Annotated in this window: 20 protein-coding genes and 3 tRNA genes; 16 read left to right on the forward strand and 7 right to left on the reverse strand. The window is 66.6% G+C overall.

All coding sequences use genetic code 11. From position 1 onward, the window contains the following. Nucleotides 1-44: 44 nt before the first annotated feature. Nucleotides 45-121, reverse strand: a tRNA-Arg gene (locus BLS74_RS20695). A 253-nt stretch (nt 122-374) separates the two neighbouring features. On the opposite strand from BLS74_RS20695, the gene BLS74_RS20700 reads away from it, so the two are divergent. Next, nucleotides 375-653 (forward strand): hypothetical protein, encoded by a 279-nt coding sequence (locus BLS74_RS20700; RefSeq protein WP_093109020.1) that lies wholly within the window; start codon nt 375-377, stop codon nt 651-653. Between the two features lie 36 nt (nt 654-689). Here the strand turns inward: BLS74_RS20700 and BLS74_RS20705 are convergent. After that, nucleotides 690-766, reverse strand: a tRNA-Ile gene (locus BLS74_RS20705). 34 nt (nt 767-800) lie between these two features. Next, a complete protein-coding gene (gene hrcA, locus BLS74_RS20710; RefSeq protein WP_093109021.1) occupies nt 801-1,805 on the reverse strand; it encodes a heat-inducible transcriptional repressor HrcA in 1,005 nt (334 codons plus the stop codon). Nucleotides 1,806-1,833: 28 nt separating this feature from the next. Here hrcA and BLS74_RS20715 point away from each other — a divergent pair, with 28 nt between their 5' ends. The 3 genes from BLS74_RS20715 to rapZ are packed head-to-tail and all read left to right on the forward strand — an operon-like array spanning nt 1,834 to nt 5,286. Next, nucleotides 1,834-2,730, forward strand: coding sequence for an NAD kinase (locus BLS74_RS20715; RefSeq protein WP_093109022.1), 897 nt, complete (start codon nt 1,834-1,836; stop codon nt 2,728-2,730). Between the two features lies 1 nt (nt 2,731). Continuing rightward, nucleotides 2,732-4,414, forward strand: coding sequence for a DNA repair protein RecN (recN, locus tag BLS74_RS20720; protein ID WP_093109023.1), 1,683 nt, complete (start codon nt 2,732-2,734; stop codon nt 4,412-4,414). Then, a complete protein-coding gene (gene rapZ / locus BLS74_RS20725) occupies nt 4,411-5,286 on the forward strand; it encodes an RNase adapter RapZ (RefSeq protein ID WP_093109024.1) in 876 nt (291 codons plus the stop codon). The genes recN and rapZ overlap by 4 nt, the downstream gene beginning before the upstream one ends. Nucleotides 5,287-5,299: 13 nt before the next feature. Here rapZ and mutY read toward each other — a convergent pair whose 3' ends face one another. The 3 genes from mutY to mutM form a co-directional block, all read right to left on the reverse strand. Then, nucleotides 5,300-6,331, reverse strand: a complete 1,032-nt coding sequence (gene mutY, locus BLS74_RS20730; RefSeq protein ID WP_244503945.1) for an A/G-specific adenine glycosylase — start codon at nt 6,329-6,331, stop codon at nt 5,300-5,302. A gap of 25 nt (nt 6,332-6,356) precedes the next feature. Beyond that, nucleotides 6,357-8,318: a dynamin family protein gene (locus BLS74_RS20735; protein WP_093109026.1), complete on the reverse strand. Its 1,962-nt coding sequence runs from the start codon at nt 8,316-8,318 to the stop codon at nt 6,357-6,359. A gap of 71 nt (nt 8,319-8,389) precedes the next feature. Continuing rightward, a complete protein-coding gene (mutM, locus tag BLS74_RS20740) occupies nt 8,390-9,205 on the reverse strand; it encodes a bifunctional DNA-formamidopyrimidine glycosylase/DNA-(apurinic or apyrimidinic site) lyase (protein ID WP_093109027.1) in 816 nt (271 codons plus the stop codon). Nucleotides 9,206-9,286: 81 nt separating this feature from the next. On the opposite strand from mutM, the gene BLS74_RS20745 reads away from it, so the two are divergent. The 8 genes from BLS74_RS20745 to BLS74_RS20780 all read left to right on the forward strand — a co-directional run bounded on the left by BLS74_RS20745 (nt 9,287) and on the right by BLS74_RS20780 (nt 15,415). Continuing rightward, nucleotides 9,287-11,110 (forward strand): tetratricopeptide repeat protein, encoded by a 1,824-nt coding sequence (locus BLS74_RS20745; protein ID WP_093109028.1) that lies wholly within the window; start codon nt 9,287-9,289, stop codon nt 11,108-11,110. Then, nucleotides 11,107-11,598 (forward strand): lipoprotein insertase outer membrane protein LolB, encoded by a 492-nt coding sequence (locus BLS74_RS20750; RefSeq protein WP_093109029.1) that lies wholly within the window; start codon nt 11,107-11,109, stop codon nt 11,596-11,598. Before BLS74_RS20745 ends, BLS74_RS20750 begins: the two co-directional genes overlap by 4 nt. Then, nucleotides 11,595-12,455 carry a 4-(cytidine 5'-diphospho)-2-C-methyl-D-erythritol kinase gene (gene ispE, locus BLS74_RS20755; protein WP_093109030.1) on the forward strand — a complete coding sequence of 287 codons (861 nt, stop codon included), beginning with the start codon at nt 11,595-11,597 and terminating at the stop codon, nt 12,453-12,455. The genes BLS74_RS20750 and ispE overlap by 4 nt, the downstream gene beginning before the upstream one ends. A 68-nt stretch (nt 12,456-12,523) precedes the next feature. After that, nucleotides 12,524-12,600, forward strand: a tRNA-Gln gene (locus tag BLS74_RS20760). A gap of 78 nt (nt 12,601-12,678) precedes the next feature. Then, complete coding sequence (locus tag BLS74_RS20765) at nt 12,679-13,653, forward strand: ribose-phosphate pyrophosphokinase (protein WP_093109088.1); 975 nt, start codon at nt 12,679-12,681, stop codon at nt 13,651-13,653. A 96-nt stretch (nt 13,654-13,749) separates the two neighbouring features. Further along, nucleotides 13,750-14,412 (forward strand): 50S ribosomal protein L25/general stress protein Ctc, encoded by a 663-nt coding sequence (locus BLS74_RS20770; RefSeq protein WP_093109031.1) that lies wholly within the window; start codon nt 13,750-13,752, stop codon nt 14,410-14,412. A 78-nt stretch (nt 14,413-14,490) separates the two neighbouring features. Further along, nucleotides 14,491-15,123 carry an aminoacyl-tRNA hydrolase gene (pth, locus tag BLS74_RS20775; protein WP_093109032.1) on the forward strand — a complete coding sequence of 211 codons (633 nt, stop codon included), beginning with the start codon at nt 14,491-14,493 and terminating at the stop codon, nt 15,121-15,123. Between the two features lie 31 nt (nt 15,124-15,154). Continuing rightward, nucleotides 15,155-15,415: a hypothetical protein gene (locus BLS74_RS20780; RefSeq protein WP_093109033.1), complete on the forward strand. Its 261-nt coding sequence runs from the start codon at nt 15,155-15,157 to the stop codon at nt 15,413-15,415. A gap of 188 nt (nt 15,416-15,603) precedes the next feature. Here BLS74_RS20780 and BLS74_RS20785 read toward each other — a convergent pair whose 3' ends face one another. Continuing rightward, entirely contained in the window at nt 15,604-15,864 is a 261-nt protein-coding gene (locus tag BLS74_RS20785) for a YfhL family 4Fe-4S dicluster ferredoxin (RefSeq protein WP_093109034.1), read from the reverse strand. A gap of 144 nt (nt 15,865-16,008) precedes the next feature. On the opposite strand from BLS74_RS20785, the gene BLS74_RS20790 reads away from it, so the two are divergent. From BLS74_RS20790 to BLS74_RS20805, 4 genes are read left to right on the forward strand one after another with little or no spacing between them, the layout of a single operon-like run. After that, nucleotides 16,009-16,959, forward strand: coding sequence for an ABC transporter permease (locus BLS74_RS20790; protein ID WP_093109035.1), 951 nt, complete (start codon nt 16,009-16,011; stop codon nt 16,957-16,959). Continuing rightward, nucleotides 16,956-17,837 (forward strand): ABC transporter permease, encoded by an 882-nt coding sequence (locus BLS74_RS20795; protein WP_093109036.1) that lies wholly within the window; start codon nt 16,956-16,958, stop codon nt 17,835-17,837. Before BLS74_RS20790 ends, BLS74_RS20795 begins: the two co-directional genes overlap by 4 nt. Before the next feature lie 10 nt (nt 17,838-17,847). Further along, a complete protein-coding gene (locus tag BLS74_RS20800; RefSeq protein WP_093109037.1) occupies nt 17,848-18,834 on the forward strand; it encodes an ABC transporter ATP-binding protein in 987 nt (328 codons plus the stop codon). Then, the gene (locus BLS74_RS20805; protein ID WP_093109038.1) at nt 18,831-19,643 is read left to right on the forward strand and encodes an ATP-binding cassette domain-containing protein; all 813 of its coding nucleotides are present in this window, start codon (nt 18,831-18,833) and stop codon (nt 19,641-19,643) included. The genes BLS74_RS20800 and BLS74_RS20805 overlap by 4 nt, the downstream gene beginning before the upstream one ends. Nucleotides 19,644-19,726 lie beyond the last annotated feature (83 nt).

Here is a 19,726-nt window from a genome sequence, read left to right on the forward strand (position 1 = left end):
CAATGAAAAAAGCCCGCAACTTTCGTTGCGGGCTTTCCTGATGATGGTGCGGCTGGCAGGAATTGAACCCACGACCCCTTGGTTCGTAGCCAAGTACTCTATCCAACTGAGCTACAGCCGCACAGCTTGCGATTATAGCATCCTCGCAACACCCCATCGCTGGGCAGCGAAAGAAAGAGAGCGGTAGATCGTGTTGGACTTGAGCCGTCGATCAACCGCCTGTGAGTCTACGTCGAGTCAGTTGTGCATCAAAGTCTTGGCAGAAATGTGAACTAAATCATGACATTCCAATCACATGGGCACTGCACCTACAGCGCCACTTGGCCGACTGGCGCTAAAAACGGCTTCCATTGGTTTATTGGATGGAGGTCCCGATGTTCAGCTTTTTCCAGCCCAATCGAAACGGCCACCTCAGGCGAGTCATGGCGCTTCTCGAAGAAGCCCATCTCGCGCGTATCGAGCATCAGGCTGCTGCCGAACATCACGGGGCCTTGGCCCGGATGTATTCCGAACGCGCCAAAAGACTGGAGCGCGAGCTCTACGGCTCGGCACAAATGCCGCTCGGGGACGCATCCACCAAGGGCCAGGACGAGAAAGCGGTCCTCTATGCCCTGGATCCAGGTCGCCGGATCGAGACACAGGCAAAGGCCTGAGGAGTTGGCCCCGCGACTGAGGGCGACAAGGCGTGGTGGTAGGCCGTGATGGGCTTGAACCATCGACCAACGGATTATGAGTCCGCTGCTCTAACCAGCTGAGCTAACGGCCCGCACATCAGGGATTCTAGTGGGCGCCGGGCGCCGCTATTTGCGGTGGCTCAGCGCATTGGTGACCAGCCGCGACGTGATGTCGACGATCTGGATCATGCGCTCATAGGGCATGCGCGTCGGACCGATGACGCCAAGCGTACCCACCACCTCGCCGTCGACCTCGTAGTTCGCGCTCACGATCGACAGGTCGTCGAAGGGCACCACCTGGCTTTCCCCGCCGATGAAGATGCGCACGCCGTCCGCCTTGCTCGACACGTCGAGCAGGCGCATCAGTTGGGCCTTCTGCTCGAACAGCTCGAACGCACGACGCAGGTGGCTCATGTCGCTGGAGAAATCGGTGACGGCCAGCAGATTCCGCTCGCCCGCGATCACGACTTCGTCCTGGGCTTCCGTCAGCACCTCGGAACTCACCTGGACAGCGGCCTGCATCAGCGCAGCGATCTCGCCGCGCAATTGCTCCATCTCGGACTGAAGCCGATCGCGCACCTGCTCGATCGACAGACCCGCAAAGTGCGTGTTGATGTAGTTCGATGCCTCGACCAGTTGCGACTGCGAATAGTCGACCTCGGGGAAGATCACCCGGTTCTGCACATCGCCGTCGGGCGACACGATGATCACGAGCAGGCGGCGGTCGGAAAGGCGAAGGAATTCGATCTGACGAAAAACGGATGCGCGGCGCGGCGCCATCACCACGCCGACGAACTGCGACAGGTTCGACAGCAGGTTCGCCGCGTTCGCGATCACCTTCTGCGGCTGGTCGGGCGCGAGGCTCGGCGGCGTGAACTGCTCGCGCTGGGCAGTCAGCATGGTGTCGACGAAAAGCCGATAGCCGCGCGCAGTCGGAATGCGGCCTGCTGAGGTGTGCGGACTGGCGATCAGCCCGAGCCCTTCGAGGTCGGACATCACGTTGCGGATGGTCGCAGGCGAAAGCTCCAGCCCCGAAGCCCGGGAAAGCGTGCGCGAGCCCACCGGCTGGCCCTCGGCGATATAGCGCTCGACCAGCGTCTTGAGAAGCAACTTGGCGCGATCGTCCAGCATCGACTGATTTTAATGTTGTAATTTGTACATGACATCCAGCTTTCGGCGCGTCGCCCTGATAGGTAAATACCAGGCTTCGGGCGCGCGGGCGCAGGCCGGCGCGCTGGACGAGGTCATGGAGGGCATCGGCGCCTTCCTGGAAGCGCAAGGCTGCGAGGTCTTTGTCGAACAGCCGCGCGACGGCGAGTGCGGCCAGACCCGCTACCCCGCGCTGACTGTCGAAGAGATCGGCCAGCGATGCGATCTGGGCCTGGTGGTCGGCGGCGACGGAACCATGCTCGGCATCGGGCGCCAGCTGGCGTGCTACGGCGTTCCGCTGATCGGCATCAACCGCGGCCGGCTCGGCTTCATCACCGACATTTCCCTCGACAACTACCAGGCGACCCTGATCCCGATGCTGGCCGGCGAATACGAGGAAGACCACCGCAGCCTCATGCACGCCCAGGTGATGCGCGACGGCGTGTCGGTGTTCGATGCGCTCGCCATGAACGACGTGGTGGTCAATCGCGGCGCCACCTCGGGCATGGTGGAACTGCGTGTTTCGGTCGGCCGCCATTTCGTTGCCAACCAGCGCGCCGATGGAATGATCATCGCCTCGCCCACCGGCTCCACCGCCTACGCGCTGTCGGCCGGCGGTCCGCTGCTGCATCCCGCGGTCCCGGGATGGGTGCTGGTGCCCATCGCGCCGCACACGCTCTCGAACCGCCCGATCCTGCTGCCGGATGCCGACGAGGTCCTGATCGAGCTGGTGGGCGGGCGCGACGCGAGCGCCAATTTCGACATGCAATCACTGGCTTCTCTTGCCATCGGCGACCAGGTCGTGGTGCGCCGCTCCGACTACCGCGTGCGTTTTCTGCATCCGAAAGGCTGGAGCTATTTCGACACATTGCGCAAGAAGCTGCACTGGAACGAAGGAGGTTCCTGACATGGCATTGCGCCGCATCGCCCTGCGCGACTTCGTGATCGTGCGCGCGCTCGAACTCGATCTCTCCACGGGCTTCACCGTCCTCACCGGCGAAACCGGCGCGGGCAAGTCGATTCTGATCGACGCGCTCCAGCTGGCGCTCGGCAACCGTGCCGATGCCGGCGCCGTGCGCGAAGGCGCCGAGCGCCTGGACGTGAGCGCGGAGTTCGACACCGATCCTGCCCTGGCCGCCTGGCTGGACGAAGGTGGCTTCGAAGCGGGCGATGTCCTGCTTCTGCGCCGCACCGTCGACCTCCAGGGGCGCAGCCGCGGCTGGATCAACGGCAGCCCCGCCACCGCGACCCAGCTGCGCGAGCTCGGCGACCAGTTGCTGGACATCCACGGCCAGCACGCCTGGCAGAGCCTCACCCGGCCCGAAGCCGTGCGCGGCCTGCTCGATGCATACGCCGGTGTCGGCACTGCCGCGCTCGACAGCGCCTGGCAGAACTGGCGGCAGGCGATCGCTGCGCTCGACAAGGCGCGCTCGGCGCAAGACTCGCTGCAGCGCGAGCGAGAACGACTGCAGTGGCAGGTTGGCGAGGTAATGAAGCTCGCGCCCGGCGCCGACGAGTGGGAGGAACTCTCGGCCAGCCACACCCGCATCTCCAACGCGCAGGCGCTCATCGATGCCGCCGAGGGCGCATGCAGCGCCCTGGAAGACGACGACAGCGGCGCGCTCGCCGCATTGAGCCGCGCCGTAACGCTGCTGCAGAATTGCGAGCACATCGAGCCGGAGTTCAAGGCGCTGGGCGAGGTTCTGGCATCGAGCGTGGCGCAAGCCTCAGACGCTGCGCATTCGCTGCATGGCTACCTGCGCCAGGCCGACACCGACCCCGAGCGCCTTGCCGAACTGGACGAGCGCATGGGACTCTGGATGTCGCTCGCCCGCCGCTACAAGCGCACGCCGGCCGAACTGCCCGCCTTGCTGGCCGGGTGGCAGGCCGAGCTGCAAGCCCTGGACGCGCAGAGCGACCTCGAAGCCCTCGAGCGTGCCGAACAGACGGCACAGCAGGCCTACATGAAAGAAGCCAAGACGCTGGGCAAAGCGCGCAAGCAGGCGGCACCGCGGCTGGCCCAGGCGGTGACGCAGGCCATGCAGGGCCTCGGCATGCAGGGCGGGCGTTTCGAAGTCGCACTGGAGCCGCTCGCCGAACCGGGCCGAGCCGGGCTCGAAGACATCGCCTTTCTCGTGAGCGGCCACACCGGCAGCACGCCGCGCCCCATCGGCAAGGTGGCTTCAGGCGGTGAACTCTCGCGCATCGCCCTGGCGATCGCGGTCACGACCAGCCAGCTCGGCGCGGCACAGACGCTGATCTTCGACGAGGTCGATGCGGGCGTCGGCGGCGCCGTGGCCGAAACCGTCGGCCGCCTCATGAAGCAGCTGGGCCGCGACCGCCAGGTGCTGGCGGTCACCCACCTGCCCCAAGTCGCCGCCTGTGCGGACCACCATCTGCTGGTCGCCAAGCATCAGACCAGCGCCAAGAGCCAGGACGGCATTCGCACGGAAAGCGGTGTCTCGGTGCTCGACGAGGACACCCGGCCGCGCGAGATCGCACGCATGCTGGGCGGCGAGCGCGTTTCGCAGACCTCGCTCGCGCACGCGCGCGAGATGCTCGGCAAGAAGACGCCGGAGACCTCGTCGTGAGCCTGGAACTCGTGCTGATCACCGGCATGTCCGGCTCAGGAAAGTCCGTCGCGCTGCATGCCCTCGAAGACGCGGGCTACTACTGCGTCGACAACCTGCCGCCCGAGTTGCTTGCGCCCTTCATCGCGCTGCAGCGGCAACAGCAGACGCCGCGGGTCGCGATCGCGATGGACGTGCGCAGCGGGGTTTCGTTGCCGCTCGTTCCGCAGCAGCTCGACGGCCTGCGGCGCGACGGCATATCGCTGCGCTCGCTCTTCCTCGATTCGACCACCGATGCGCTGGTGCGCCGCTATTCGGAGACCCGGCGCCGCCATCCCTTGTCGCGCCAGGAAGGCCGGACCGATTCCCCCGAGCAGCAGCGAGCGCTGATCCAGGCCATCGAGCTCGAGCGCGAGTTGCTGGCCGATCTGCGCGACGGGGCCGACGTGATCGACACCAGCATCATCCGCCCGGCCCAATTGCAGAGCTACATCAAGGCACTGATCGCGGCGCCGGAGAGCACGCTCACGCTGGTATTCGAATCCTTTGCGTTCAAGCGCGGCGTGCCGCTCGATGCCGACTACGTGTTCGACGTGCGCATGCTTCCCAATCCGCACTACGTGCCCGCGCTGCGACCGCTGACCGGGCGCGACACGGCCGTGATCGACTGGCTGCGCGAACACGATGATGTCGCCCGCATGTATGGCGATATCGAACAGTTCCTCGATCGCTGGCTCGACGCGCTGGCCCGCGACCATCGCAGCTACGTCACAGTAGCCATCGGCTGCACCGGCGGCCAGCACCGCTCGGTCTTTCTCGTCGAGCAGCTGGCGCGCGGTTTCGGCGCACGCTGGGCGGCGCTCAAGCGGCATCGCGAACTCGACAGCGTTTAGGCCTGTTCAGGCCCTAAGCCGTCAGCAGTTTGCGCACGGGCGCGGGCAGGCCGAGCGTCGACCACCGGCCGGCCTCGAACCATGCGCCGGCGTCGCTGAGGGGCTGCGCAGCAACGCACTCGACCGACACAGGATGCAGGTGCAGATCCTTGTGCGTGAGCACGTGCACGAAAGCCGCATCGTCGCGTGCGGTCCTGCGGTCGTCGGGCGCCAGCTCGTCCAGCAGCGAGGCCCGGCTCTCGTAGACCGGCAGGCAATAAAGCCCCGCCCAGATGCCGCGCGAGGGACGCTTCTCGAGCCACACGCGGCCGTGCACATCGCGCGCCTGCAGCATCCACAGCGACTGGGCGCTGCGCCGGAGCTTGCGCGTCTTGACCGGAAAGCGCTCGGGCTCGCCCTCGCGCCGCGCCGCGCACAGCTCGTTGACCGGACAGATCATGCAACTCGGCTTGCGCGGCAGGCAGACGGTGGCGCCCAGATCCATCAATCCCTGCGTATAGCGTGCGATGGCACGCCGCTGTGTCGCCAGCGGCAGCAGCTCGGCCGCCATGGTCCACAGAGTGCGCTCCTGCATGGCGGACGACAGATCGCCCTCGAAAGCCAGCACCCGCGCAAGCACCCGCTTCACGTTGCCGTCCAGGATGGCGACCCGCTCGCCAAAGCAGAAGGCAGCAATCGCGGCGGCTGTCGAACGGCCGATGCCCGGCAGTGTCTGGAGTTCGGCAGCGGTGCGCGGAAATGCGCCGCCGAAGCGCTCGACTACCTCCTGCGCGCAGCGGTGCATATTGCGCGCCCGGCTGTAGTAACCCAGGCCGCTCCACAAGCCGAAGACCTCGTCCTCGGTGCCGGCGGCAAGAGCCTGCACCGTCGGAAATCGTTCGAGAAAGCGCGCGAAGTAACCCAGCACGGTCGACACCTGGGTCTGCTGGAGCATGACCTCGGAAAGCCAGACGCGATAGGGATCGTGCGTGTTCTGCCATGGCAGCTCGCTGCGCCCATGTCTGCGTTGCCAGCCGACGATGTGCGTGGCGAAGCAGGACGCCAGCTCCTGCACCGCTGGTTCCGGATCTTTAGGCGGCACTGAGTTCGTTGCGCGCCGCGGCGGCAGTGGGCGCTTCATTGCTCGTGAGCAGGCCGGTGAATTCGCGCAGTCGCACGTGCAGTTCCGTAAGACCGCTTTCCTGGGCAGCGAGCTCGGCGAGGCGCTCATCGAGATTGCCCGCCGCGCCCTGAATGCGCTCGACCGCCTCGATGCGCTTGGTGAAATTGCGGCGGCGCTCCTTGAGCTGCGCATCGAGCTGGGCGCCGGCGCCCTTGCTCCAGCGCTCCACCTCGGTCATGGCCGCTTCGTTGACCACGCGCAGCCGGCTTGCCAGCGCGCGCACGAGCTTGTCGCAGAAATCCGGCTGCGCGAGCTTGAGCAGGTTGCCGACGCCGAGGTAGTGGATGTGGCTGCGCTCGATCTGGCTCAGTTGCTGTTCGAAGCCCAGCAGGTCGGGCTCCGCCGGCGCCTGCAGCGCAAAGCCGTGCTCGGCATTGAGCTGGCGGAACGTGGCGTGCAGCATCGACTGGATCTCGGCCGTGGTCGCCTGCACCTCGCGCAGATTGTTGCGTAACGAGTCGAAGGTTTCTCCGTACACCTTGCGCACGTTGAACTTGATGCCCGGGCGCTTGAGCGCAGAGGCCAAGCGGCCCATGTCGGCCTTGAGCGCGGTGCTGCCGAGCACCGCGTACACCTCGCGCAACAGCTTGCCCTGCACCGAGCGCAGCGCCAGGATGCGCGCGTTGCTGCCTTCGAACTCGGTTTGCTCCTGCTCGATGCGGCTTCGCATGTGGCGGATGACCGACACGTTCTTGCCGCGCAGGCCCTGCAGTTCCAGCGCCTGCTCCGAGAGATCGCGCTGGCGAACCTTGAGGATGCGCGCCGCTTCGGCCTGCAGGGCCGCGATGCCCGCATCGACGGCGAGCCGCAGCATCTTTTCGCGCTTGCCGAGCAGGCCCTCGCCCAGCACGGCTTCGAGCGCGGGAAGCCGGCTTGCCTGCAGCAGCGGCACATCGCGGCGGATCTTGGCCTGCAGTCCTTTTTGCGCCGACACCGGCAGCACCTGCGGCAGCGGCACGCCGAGCAGTTCGGCAGCGCCCTTGCGCTGGCGCTGGATCTGCGCGTCGATCTGCGCCGGCGTGCTGAGGGTGTCCCACATGGTGTCGATCTTGTTGAGCACCACGATGCGGGTTTCGCCCGCCTCGCTTTCGGTGATCAGATGCTCGCGCCAGATGGCGAGATCGGAGCGCGTCACGCCGGTGTCCGCGCCCAAGATGAAGACCACGGCGTGGGCCTGCGGGATCAGGCTCACGGTCAGTTCGGGCTCGGCGCCGATCGCGTTGAGTCCTGGCGTATCCAGAATCACGAGGCCCTGCTCGAGCAGCGGATGCGGCATGTTCAGCACCGCATGGCGCCAGCGCGGGATTTCGACGCGCCCCTCGGCGTCGGGCACCGGGTTGTCCTCGGGGGAATCGTCGTTCCAGAAGCCCAGCGAGCGCGCCTCGGCCTTGGGCACCCATCGGACTTCAGCCACCTTGTTCATCGTCTGCGACAACTGCTCGGCATCCTCGACGTCGATCGAGATCTCGGTCCAGTGCTCGGGCTTGTCACGCCAATGAGAGAGCGAATACGGCTCGAGCCGGGTTTCGATCGGCAACAGACGCAGGCAGGGAAGATGGGCAGCGTCGTAACCGAGTTCGGTCGGGCACATCGTCGTGCGGCCCGCGCTGGCCGGCATGATGCGGCGCCCGTAAGCGGCAAAGAAGATCGCATTGATCAGCTCGGACTTGCCGCGCGAGAACTCGGCGACGAAGGCCACCATGACCTTGCTGGTGCGCATCTGCGATTCCAGATCGCGCAACCGCTCGGCCACGCTCTGATCGAGCAGCTCGTTCTCATCCAGCCAGCGCGACAGCCATTTGAGGCGATGCGCGAAGTTGCGTCGCCAGGCGCCATGCTGGTCGAATTGCTGATTGAAAGAACGTGTCAAGGGCGATGTAAAAGTTGCTTACAAAATATAGCACCCACCGGGGCTTGGCGCCTCATCTGTCCGTAGGGCTTTCAGTGCTTTTGGCATTTTGGACAGAAATAAGTGGATCGCTGGCCTTGGCGCATCTGCCGGACAGGTGTCGCGCACACGCGGCATGGTTCCCCGGTACGTCCGTAAACGGTCGCTTCCAGCTGGAAGTATCCACTCTGGCCGTCGACATTGGAAAAGTCGCGCAAGGTGCTGCCGCCACGTTCGACGGCCCGCGCCAGAATTTCCCGCACCGCGGCATGCAAGCGCACGGCGCGCGGCCGGCTGATTCGCGAAGCAGACATCGTCGGGCGGATGCCGGCAAGAAAGAGCGCCTCGGAGGCATAGATGTTGCCGACGCCCACCACCACGTCGCCGGCCAGCAACACCTGCTTGATCGGCGCCCGGCGCCGCCGCAGCCCGGCGTAAAAGCGGTCGATATCGAAAGCCTCGCCCAGGGGCTCCATTCCCAGGCCGCCCAACAGCTTGATCGCCAGCGGCGCGGCTTCGTCCTGCACATAGACCACTGCGCCGAAGCGCCTCGGGTCGTTGAGGCGCAGCGTGCCGCGGCTGGTCACCAGGTCGAAATGGTCGTGTGTACCGGGTGCTGGCAGGCCCGCATCGAAACGCAGGCTGCCCGACATGCCCAGGTGCATCAGCAAGAGGCCGGCATCCAGGTCGATCAGCAGGTACTTGCCGCGCCTGCGCACGGCGCGCACGGTGCGTCCCACCAGTTCAGCCGGCTCCACGGCCAGCGCCCAGCGCAGCGGCTTGCCCACGCGCACGGCATCGATGCGCGCGCCGGCAATGCGATCGGCGAAGCCGAGCCGCGTCACTTCGACTTCAGGTAATTCCGGCATGGACGAAGGCTGACATGAAAAGAAGCCGAGGCCGAAGCCCCCGCGTGACCATCGTTCAAAAGCCTGGATTATTATGGTTCGATGACCCCATCGCTCCGCCGATCCCGCCTTGCGGCGGCCGCGCTTCTGACTCTTGCCGCGCTCGCCGTCCAGGCGCAGCCCGGAACGCCAGTCCCTGCAGCACCGACCAGCCCGGCTCCCATCATCGAACCGGCCGCGCCTGCGGTAACGACACCGGCGGCCGCAGTCCAACGCGCCGAAAAGGCCCAAGCCTCGGCGCTCACGGCGGAGCTGTTCTACGAAGTGCTGATGGGCGAGCTGACCGCACGCACCGGCGATCCGGGCTCAGGCTACGCGCTGGTCCTCGATGCTGCGCGCAGGTCGCGCGACGGCAAGCTGTTCCAGCGGGCGGTCGAGATCGCATTGCAGGCGCGCTCCGGCGATGCCGCACTGGCAGCTGCTCGCGCCTGGAAGGAAACGCTGCCCGAGTCGCGCGAGGCACGGCGTTTCGAGCTGCAAATCCTGATCGCGCTGAACCGCATCGGCGAAACCGCCGAACCACTGCGGGCTGAACTGGCCGCCACGCCGCAGGTGGAACGTCCGTTCCTTATGGCCGTGATCGCGCGCAACTATGCGCGAGCCACCGACAAGAAGCTCGCCGCTTCGGTGGTCGAACAGGCGTTGGCCGACGAACTCAAAAGCCCCGCGACGGGCGGTGCGGCCTGGAGCACGGTCGGCCGCCTGCGGTTGGCAGCGGGCGACACCTCGGGCGCACTCGAGGCGGCGCAAAGAGGCCAGGAAGCCGATCCTTCCTCGGACGGCCCCGCCATGCTGGCTCTGGAACTGATGGACCCCGGCCAGCCGCTGGCCGAACCGCTGGTGAAGCGCTACCTCGCAGGCCCCAAGGCACTCCCGGAACTGCGCGTCGCCTACGCACGGGTGCTGGTGGAAGGGCGCCGCTATGAGGATGCCAGCGCGGAACTCGCCGCGCTCACCGTGGCCCGTCCCGAATTGCCCGAACCCTGGCTGCTGCTCGGCAGCCTGCAGACACAGGCGCGCCAGGACGCGGCGGCCGAAAGCTCGCTCAAGCGCTACATCGGCCTGGCCGACACGCAGCGCGATGCCGAGGCGCGCAGCCGCGGCCAGACCCAGGCCTTCTTGCTGCTGGCGCAACTGGCGGAGCGCCGCAAAGACTTCACGGGTGCCGAGCACTGGCTGGGCCGCATCGACAGCACCGAAGACCTGGTAGGCGCGCAGACACGCCGCGCGGCACTGCTGGTGCGCCAGGGCAAGCTGCCCCAGGCCCGCGAGCTGGTCCGCGGCTTGCCGGAACGCACTGCGGACGAAAAGAAGCAGAAGTTTCTGGCCGAGGTCCAGCTGCTGCGCGATGCCAAGCAGTACCAGGCCGCCTACGACATGTTGACCGAGGCCAGCACGGCCTCACCTCAGGACACCGACCTGATCTATGACCGGGCCATGGTGGCCGAGAAGCTGAACCGTCTCGACGAAATGGAACGCCTGCTGCGCCGCCTGATCGAGCTCAAGCCCGACAACCAGAACGCCTACAACGCGCTCGGCTACTCGCTGGCCGATCGCAAGGTCCGGCTGGAAGAGGCGCGCACGCTGATCCGGAAGGCCGTGCAGCTGGCTCCGGAAGATCCGTTCATCGCGGACAGCCTCGGATGGGTCGAGTTCAGGCTCGGCAACATCGACGAAGCCATGCGCATCCTCGAAGCGGCCTACAAGCGCCGGCCCGACCCGGAGATCGGCGCGCATCTCGGCGAAGTTCTCTGGGCCAAGGGCCAGCGCGATCGTGCGCTTTCCATCTGGAAGGAAGCTCACCTGGTCGATGCCGACAACGAGACGCTGCAGGAAACGCTCAAGCGCCTGCGCGTGAAGCTTTGAACCGTCGCCTGGCATTGAGCGCCGGCTGCGCCGGCGTGTTGCTGCTGGCAGGCTGCGCCAGTCCGGTCGGCCCGACCAGCGCAACCGGCGCGGAAGCCTGGAGCGGCCGGCTGTCGCTGCGCATCGATAGCGAGCCGGTACAAACCTTCTCGGCCCTGTTCGAGCTGCGCGGCGCGCCACGGGCCGGCGAACTTACGCTGACCAGCCCGATCGGCAGCACCCTGGCTCAGCTTCATTGGTCACCCGGCGAAGCGCTGTTGAAGGACGGCAGCAAGACGCGGCGTTTCGACTCGCTCGACGCGCTCATCGAGGCGGCGACGGGTGCCGCCATTCCGGTGGCTGCGCTGTTCGGCTGGCTGGCCGGCCGCGAAGAGCGCGTGCCGGGCTGGCGGCCAGACCTGTCCCAGATCGGCACCGGACGATTGCAGGCCACCCGCGACGCGCCTCAGCCGCGGGCCGATCTGCGCATCGTCTTCGAACGCGCATGAAGGCGCTCTACGACCTTCCGGCGCCGGCCAAGCTCAACCTCTTTCTGCACATCACCGGCCGGCGTGCGGACGGCTACCACCTGCTGCAGTCGGTGTTCATGCTGATCGACTGGTGCGACACCCTGCATGTCGAAGCGCGCAGCGACGGCGCCATCACCCGCGAAGACCTCACCACCGCACTGCCGGTCGACGACCTGGTGCTGCGTGCCGCGAAGGCGCTCCAGGCCTTTGCGCAAACCCCGCAGGGCGCCCATATCGGGATTGCCAAGCAGGTGCCGGCCCAGGCCGGCATGGGCGGCGGCTCCTCGGATGCCGCCACCTGTCTCCTGGCGCTCAATCGCCTGTGGGACCTGAAGCTGCCGCTATCGAAACTGGAGCAGATCGGCCTCACGTTGGGCGCTGATGTGCCCTTCTTCCTGCGCGGACGGAACGCCTGGGTCGAGGGAATCGGCGAAGAGATCACCCCCATCGAGCTGCCGCCAGGCTGTTTTGCCGTTGCCAAGCCGCCCGAGGGACTGGACACCCGTCTGATTTTTGCAGCGCCGGATCTTCAGCGCGCCACACCCGCTGCTATAATCTCGGGCTTTGCTGCACACAGCGGGGCTGGAGCCACAAGTTTCAGCTTTGACTTCGGTCATAACGATCTGCAGCCGGTTGCCGAGCGGCTTTGTCCCGCGGTCACCGAGGCCATCGAATGGCTCGGTCGCCAAGGACTCCAGGCCCGGATGACCGGTTCGGGGAGTTCGGTGTTCGCAGCGATGCCGCATGAAGCGGAACTCGCCGCGGCGCCCTCGGGCTGGCAGGTTCGCAAGTGCAGCAATCTGGCCGTTCATCCCCTGGTGGGCTGGGCGGGCTAGAAGATCAGAGCGCTTTTGTGATCTGATGCGACATATATCGGTTGACGACCTTGGTCGTCGACCCGTGTAGGGGAGTCGCCAAGCTGGTTAAGGCACTGGATTTTGATTCCAGCATGCAAAGGTTCGAATCCTTTCTCCCCTGCCAAATCTTCATTGACACGTAGATTGGCGGCCCTCCAAAAGGGCCATTTCGCATTGCCGGATGCATTTTGCCGGGACGCTCATGCAGGTTCACCACCCTGATTTCATGGTTTTCACCGGCAACGCCAACCCTGGCCTTGCCGCAGAGATCGCGCAGCATCTGGGCACCTCGCTGGGCGCCGCCCGCGTCGGTCGCTTCTCCGACGGCGAAGTCACCGTCGAGATCAACCAGAACGTGCGGGCGCGCGACGTGTTCGTCGTCCAGTCGACCTGCGCGCCGACCAACGAGAACCTGATGGAGCTGCTCATCATGGTCGACGCGCTCAAGCGCGCTTCGGCCGAGCGCATCAGTGCGGTGATCCCCTACTACGGCTATGCGCGCCAGGACCGTCGCCCGCGCTCGAGCCGGGTGCCGATCTCGGCCAAGGTGGTGGCCAACCTGCTCGAAACGGTGGGCGTCGCCCGCGTGCTGACCATGGACCTGCACGCCGACCAGATCCAGGGCTTCTTCGACATTCCGGTCGACAACATCTATGCGTCGCCGGTGCTCTTGGGCGATCTGCGCCAGCAGAACTACGAAGACCTGATCGTGGTCTCGCCCGACGTCGGCGGCGTGGTTCGTGCGCGCGCCCTGGCGAAGCAGCTGAATTGCGACCTGGCGATCATCGACAAGCGCCGTCCACGCGCCAACGTGAGCGAGGTCATGCACGTGATCGGCGAGATCGACGGCCGCAACTGCGTGATCATGGACGACATGATCGACACGGCCGGCACCCTGGTGAAGGCGGCCGAGGTCCTGAAGGAACGCGGCGCCAAGAAGGTGTACGCCTATTGCACGCACCCGATCTTCTCGGGCCCCGCCATCGAGCGGATCGCCCAGGGCAGCGCGCTCGACGAAGTGGTCGTGACCAACACGATCCCGCTGTCCGGCGTCGCGACGGGCTGCACCAAGATCCGCCAGCTCTCCGTGGCGCCGCTGATCGCCGAGACGATCCAGCGCATTGCCAAGGGCGAGTCGGTGATGAGTTTGTTTTCGGACCAGGAAAATCTCTTTTAGAAGAGCCTGGTCTGAGCAAGAAGCCGGGCTCTCTTCGAGGAGCCCATGTTGAAACCGGAGTCGCACTGGTCGCGGTCGACTTCCACAGGAGTAGTTATGAAATTCGTCGCTTATGAGCGCGCAAAGCAGGGCACGGGTGCGAGCCGCCGTCTCCGCATCACGGGCAAGACGCCCGGTATCGTCTACGGTGGCGAAGGCCAGCCGCAGCTGATCGAGCTCGATCACAACGCGCTGTGGCATGCCCTCAAGAAGGAAGCCTTCCACTCGTCCATCCTCGAGATGGAACTCGCCGGCGCCACGACCAAGGTCCTGCTGCGCGACGTGCAATACCACCCGTTCCGTCCGCTCGTGCAGCACGTCGACTTCCAGCGCGTCGATGCCCGCACCCGCATGACCGTCAAGGTGCCGCTGCACTACAAGGGCGAGGAAGAGTCCACGGCCGTCAAGCTGGACCACAACCTCGTGAACCACGTGATGACCGAAATCGAAGTCAGCTGCCTGCCGGCCGACCTGCCCGAGTTCATCGAGGTCGACCTCTCCGGCCTGACGAAGAACGCCACGCTCCACGTCAACGACATCACCCTGCCCAAGGGTGTGAAGTTCGTGAGCCACGGCAAGGTCAACCCGGTGCTCGTGTCGGCCGTGCCGCCGCTGGTCGCTGAAGAAGCCGCGCCGGCCGCCGAAGGCGCCGCCCCGGCAGAAGGCGCCCCGGCCGCCGCCAAGACGGACGCCAAGGCTGCGCCTGCCAAGAAGAAGTAATTCTTCCCGCGCCCCCCAGCCAACGGCCCGCCTCGCGCGGGCCGTTTTCTTTGGGCCAGCCACGGATAATCCGGCTCCATGATCAAGTTGTTCGTCGGCCTGGGCAACCCCGGCCCGGAGTACGAAGCCACGCGGCACAACGCGGGCTTCTGGTGGATCGATGCGCTCGCGCGCGATCGTAAGCTCACGCTCTCGCCCGAGCGCGCCTACCACGGCCTGGTCGCGCGCATGCAGGTGGGCGGGCAGCCCGTATGGCTGCTCGAGCCGCAGACCTTCATGAACCTCTCGGGCAAGTCGGTTGCCGCGCTGGCCCGCTTCTTCAAGATCGAGCCGAACGAAATCCTGGTGGTGCACGACGAACTCGACGTGGTGCCCGGCCAGGCCAAGCTGAAGCTCGGGGGCAGCCATGCCGGCCACAACGGCCTGCGCGACATCCACGCGCAGCTCGGCACCCGCGACTACTGGCGTCTGCGCCTCGGCATCGGCCATCCGGGCGTGAAGTCCGAGGTGGTCGGGTGGGTGTTGAAGAAGCCGCTCAAGGAGCAACGCGAAGCGATCGACGACGCGATCGCCCGCACCCTGCATGCCTTCCCGGCTCTGGTGGCCGGCGAGATGGACAAGGCGACCCTGCTCATTCACACGAGCAAGCCGCCGCGCCCCAAACCGCCGCGGCGCGAGCCGGGCGACGGGGGTACATCCGCCGCGGGCTAGCGGAACGTGAGCCAAGGGAGAGAGACAAAAAATGAAACTGTCACCAGCACCGATCGCCGCCCTCCTGGCGGCGGCCTGCGCTCAACTGGCGCCGCTTGCAGCCCACGCAGGCACGGAGACCTGGCGCTGCGGCAACACCTACACCGACCAGCCCTGCAAGGATGGCAAGGCAATTGATCTCGACGACGCGCGCGACGCGACGCAAAAACGCGAAGCCGATGGCGCGACGCGCGAGGCCCGGGCTGCCGCCGACCGGCTGGAGCGGGAGCGTGTCCGCCAGGAGGCCGCGTAGGCACGCCGCGCAGCCACGCTGATCGACAACAAGCCGCTCAACGCGAAGCCGGATTCATCGCAAGGCCCGGGCGTCGCGCAGAAAAAGAGGAAGAGCAAGAAAGAATCCGACTACTTCAGCGCGCACGACCCGGTCACAACGGCGAAGAAAAAGGCCGCGAAGGCCGGCAGCAAGAGCCCGGCGAAAAGCTAGGAAGCCGCCTTGGCGGCAGTCAGCCGCTGGAACTTCTGCCACAAGGTCTCGCGCGTCTCCAGGTGCGCGGGATTCTTCGGGATGCAGGCCACCGGGCACACCTGCACGCACTGCGGCTCGTCGAAGTGGCCGACGCACTCGGTGCACTTGTGCGGGTCGATCTCGTAGATCTCCACGCCCATGTAGATCGCGTCGTTGGGGCACTCCGGTTCGCACACATCGCAGTTGATGCATTCGTCGGTGATCATGAGGGCCATGGCGCGAATTATCCGCCGGCCGCCGCTGGGCCGCCCCAAGGCGGCCGAAGCCCCCACGGGGGGCAGTGAGGACGCGAAGCGCCGAATGTGGGGGCAAACAGTTCAAGCATGGTCGTTGCGTCGGGTTATGCTGCCCCCCGCCCTATGAGCCTGTTCCTGTTCAAGCGCTTCGTGACGCTGATCGCCACCCTGATCGGCGCTTCCGTCATCGTCTTCCTCGTGCTCGAGATCCTGCCCGGCAATGCCGCGCAGATGCTCATGGGCCCGGACGCCTCGCCCGACGCGGTGGCGGCGCTGGCCGCCAAGCTCGGGCTCGACCAGCCGGCCTGGACCCGCTACTGGCACTGGATCGGCGGCCTGCTGACCGGCGAGCTCGGCGACAGCTACGCCTACAGCTCGCCGGTGCTCGACCTGATCCTCGAGCGCCTCGCGCTGACCGTGCCGCTGGCGCTGCTCGCGATGACCCTCACCACCGTGCTGGCGCTCATCGTGGGCGTGACGGCGGCGGCGCGCCACAACAAGCTTGGCGACGTCGGCCTGATGGGCCTGACACAGGTGGGCATCGCCATCCCCAACTTCTGGTTCGCGATCCTGCTGATCCTCGTCTTCTCGGTGCAGCTGCAATGGTTCTCGGCCGGCGGCTTCGAAGGCTGGGAGGAAGGCGTGTTCGCGGGGCTCAAGGCGCTGCTCTTGCCGGCCCTCTCGCTCGCGGTGGTGCAGGCGGCGATCCTGGCGCGCATCACGCGCTCGGCCGTGCTCGAAGTGATGCGCGAAGACTTCGTGCGCACCGCGCGCGCCAAGGGCGTTTCGCAGCGTGCGGTGCTCTGGACGCACGTGCTGCGCAACGCGCTGATCCCGGTGATCACCGTGATGGGCATGCAGTTCTCCGAGCTGCTGGCCGGCACCATCGTGGTGGAGAACGTCTTCTACCTGCCGGGCCTCGGCCGGCTGATCTTCCAGGCCATCAGTAACCGCGACCTGATCGTGGTGCGCAACTGCGTGATGCTGCTGGCCGCGATGGTCGTCATCGTCAACTTCGTGGTCGACGTGCTCTATGCCGTCATCGACCCACGCATCAAGGCCAGCGACATATGAGCGCAGTTCCCAGCGCCGTACCGAGTGCGGCCGCCTTCAAGGTGCCCGGCTTCTGGCGCCGCGCACTGCACCATCGCAGCTTCACCATCGGCGCCGTGCTCACCCTGCTGCTGCTGCTCGCGGCCGCCGTCTCGCTGGTCTGGACGCCGTGGTCCCCCTACGAGATGGACATCGCCAACAAACTCAAGCCGCCGAACGGCGCGCACTGGCTGGGCACCGACACCTTCGGCCGCGACGTGGCTTCGCTGCTGCTGGTGGGCGCGCGCGCGTCCATCCTGGTCGGCGTGATCGCGGTCGGCATCGGCCTGGTGGTGGGCACCGCGCTCGGCCTGCTCGCCGCGGCGCGGCGCGGCTGGGTGGAGGAAGCGATCATGCGCTTCACCGACTTCTCGATGGCCTTTCCCGCCATCCTGTCGGCCATCATGATGACGGCGGTGTTCGGCGCCGGCATCGTCAACGCGATCATCGCCATCGGCATCTACAACATCCCGACCTTCGCGCGCATCACGCGCGCATCGGCCAACGCGATCTGGTCGCGCGAGTACGTGGCGGCCGCGCGCGCCTGCGGCAAGGGCGCGTTCGCGATCACCATGCAGCACGTGCTGCCCAACATCTCGGCCGTGCTGATCGTGCAGATCACGATCCGCTTCGCGATCGCAATCCTGGCCGAGGCCGCCCTCTCCTACCTGGGCCTCGGCACGCAGCCGCCGCAGCCCTCCTGGGGCCGCATGCTCAGCGAGGCACAGACCATGATGTTCCAGGCACCGCTGCTGGCGGTCTTTCCGGGTATGGCGATCGCGTTCGCAGTGCTCGGCCTCAACCTGCTCGGTGACGGTCTGCGCGACCTGCTGGACCCGCGCCTGGCCCGTGCCCGCTAGATCCCGCACCATGCCTCTGCTCGAAGTCGACAACCTTCACGTCCAGCTGCAGACACAGCGCGGTCCCGCCGAGGCGGTGCGCGGCATCGGCTTCACGCTGGAGCGCGGCGAGACGATGGGCATCGTCGGCGAATCGGGCTGCGGCAAGTCGATCACGGTGCAGTCGCTGATGGGGCTCCTGCCGGCCAGCGCCAAGGTCACGGGCAGCATCCGCTTCGACGGCAGCGAGCTCGTCGGCCTGCCCGAGCGTGCGATGTGCGAGATCCGCGGCAACCGCATCGGCATGATCTTCCAGGAGCCGATGACGGCACTGAACCCGGTCCACACCATCGCGCGCCAGGTCGGCGAGCCCCTCAGGCTGCACCGCGGGCTGTCGAACGCCGACGCGCGCAAGGACGCGCTGGCGCTGCTCGAACGCGTCGGCATCCCCGATGCCGCATCGCGGCTCGATGCCTATCCGCACCAGTTCTCGGGCGGCCAGCGCCAGCGCATCGGCATCGCGATGGCGTTGGCCTGCGGCCCCGACCTGCTGATCGCCGACGAGCCGACGACCGCGCTCGACGTCACGATCCAGAAGCAGATCCTCGAGCTGATCCAGAGCCTGGTGGCCGAGCGCGGCATGGCGCTGATCCTGATCTCGCACGACCTGGGCGTGATCGCGCAGAACGTCTCGAAGATGCTCGTGATGTATGGCGGCAGCGTGGTCGAGAGCGGGCCGACCGCGGCCGTTTTTGCCGAACGTGCGCATCCCTACACGCAGGGCCTGTTCGCCGCGCGCCCCGCGCTCGGCGCACCGCGCGGCCTGAAGCTCGCGACCATCAAGGGCAGCGTGCCCGAGCTGGTCGACCTGCCGGTGGGCTGCCCCTTCGCGGGCCGTTGCCGCTTCACGATCGACGACTGCCATACGACGCGGCCGCCGGCCACGCAGATGCCGCACAACCACCAGGTGCGCTGCATTCGGCTCGAAGAGGTCGCTGCACAAGAGGCCGGCGCATGACTACAGGCTTGCCACTCCTCGAAGTCAGCGACCTCGTTCGCCACTACGCGCTGCCGCGCGAAAAATTGCTCGGCCCGCGACCAACGGTCAAGGCGCTCAACGGCGTGAGCTTCAGCCTGCGCCCGGGACGGAGCCTGGGCATCGTCGGCGAATCGGGCTCGGGCAAATCGACCATCGCGCGTCTGGTGATGGCGCTCGACAAGCCCACTTCGGGCACCGTCAAGCTGCTCGGGCGCGACCTCCATGCGCTGCCCAAGGAAGAACTGCGTGCGGCGCGGCGCGACGTGCAGATGGTGTTCCAGGACCCCTACGGTTCGCTCGACCCGCGCCAGACCGTGGCCCGCATCGTCGCCGAGCCGCTCGAGGCGCTGGCCGAAACCAGTCGCGCCGAGCAGCGCGAGCGCGCCGGCGAATCGCTCGCCGCCGTCGGCCTGCGGGCCAGCGACCTCGGCAAATACCCGCACGAGTTCTCCGGCGGCCAACGCCAGCGCATCGCGATCGCGCGCGCGCTGATCACGCGGCCCAAGCTGATCGTGGCCGACGAGCCGGTGAGCGCGCTCGACGTCTCGGTCCAGGCGCAGGTGCTGAACCTCATGCAGGACCTGCAGCAGCAGTTCGGTATCAGCTACCTGCTGATCAGCCACGACCTCGCGGTGGTCAACCACCTGTGCGACGAGGTCTGCGTGCTGCACCGCGGATTGGTGGTCGAGCGCGGCACGCCGCAGCGACTGTTCGCGCATGCGGAACACCCCTATACCCAAGCCTTGCTCGCTGCGGTACCACGCGCTGAGCCTGCGGCCAGGCCATAAGCAAATGCTTGCCGCCGGCGAGGCCGCTCGCGCATGATGTAACGATTGCTTTCTTCTTCTCAGTTTTTTCCTGGAGCCCTGAC

The organism is Variovorax sp. CF079, from assembly GCF_900101545.1.
Lineage (GTDB): Bacteria > Pseudomonadota > Gammaproteobacteria > Burkholderiales > Burkholderiaceae_C > Variovorax.

Excerpts from the sequence above, each read along its gene's own strand:
- BLS74_RS20700 (WP_093109020.1), top strand. The coding sequence starts at position 375 with ATGTTCAGCTTTTTCCAGCCCAATCGAAACGGCCACCTCAGGCGAGTC.
- hrcA (WP_093109021.1), bottom strand. The coding sequence starts at position 1,805 with ATGCTGGACGATCGCGCCAAGTTGCTTCTCAAGACGCTGGTCGAGCGC.
- BLS74_RS20715 (WP_093109022.1), top strand. The coding sequence starts at position 1,834 with ATGACATCCAGCTTTCGGCGCGTCGCCCTGATAGGTAAATACCAGGCT.
- recN (WP_093109023.1), top strand. The coding sequence starts at position 2,732 with ATGGCATTGCGCCGCATCGCCCTGCGCGACTTCGTGATCGTGCGCGCG.
- mutM (WP_093109027.1), bottom strand. The coding sequence starts at position 9,205 with ATGCCGGAATTACCTGAAGTCGAAGTGACGCGGCTCGGCTTCGCCGAT.
- BLS74_RS20745 (WP_093109028.1), top strand. The coding sequence starts at position 9,287 with ATGACCCCATCGCTCCGCCGATCCCGCCTTGCGGCGGCCGCGCTTCTG.
- ispE (WP_093109030.1), top strand. The coding sequence starts at position 11,595 with ATGAAGGCGCTCTACGACCTTCCGGCGCCGGCCAAGCTCAACCTCTTT.
- BLS74_RS20765 (WP_093109088.1), top strand. The coding sequence starts at position 12,679 with ATGCAGGTTCACCACCCTGATTTCATGGTTTTCACCGGCAACGCCAAC.
- BLS74_RS20770 (WP_093109031.1), top strand. The coding sequence starts at position 13,750 with ATGAAATTCGTCGCTTATGAGCGCGCAAAGCAGGGCACGGGTGCGAGC.
- pth (WP_093109032.1), top strand. The coding sequence starts at position 14,491 with ATGATCAAGTTGTTCGTCGGCCTGGGCAACCCCGGCCCGGAGTACGAA.
- BLS74_RS20780 (WP_093109033.1), top strand. The coding sequence starts at position 15,155 with ATGAAACTGTCACCAGCACCGATCGCCGCCCTCCTGGCGGCGGCCTGC.
- BLS74_RS20785 (WP_093109034.1), bottom strand. The coding sequence starts at position 15,864 with ATGGCCCTCATGATCACCGACGAATGCATCAACTGCGATGTGTGCGAA.
- BLS74_RS20790 (WP_093109035.1), top strand. The coding sequence starts at position 16,009 with ATGAGCCTGTTCCTGTTCAAGCGCTTCGTGACGCTGATCGCCACCCTG.
- BLS74_RS20795 (WP_093109036.1), top strand. The coding sequence starts at position 16,956 with ATGAGCGCAGTTCCCAGCGCCGTACCGAGTGCGGCCGCCTTCAAGGTG.
- BLS74_RS20800 (WP_093109037.1), top strand. The coding sequence starts at position 17,848 with ATGCCTCTGCTCGAAGTCGACAACCTTCACGTCCAGCTGCAGACACAG.
- BLS74_RS20805 (WP_093109038.1), top strand. The coding sequence starts at position 18,831 with ATGACTACAGGCTTGCCACTCCTCGAAGTCAGCGACCTCGTTCGCCAC.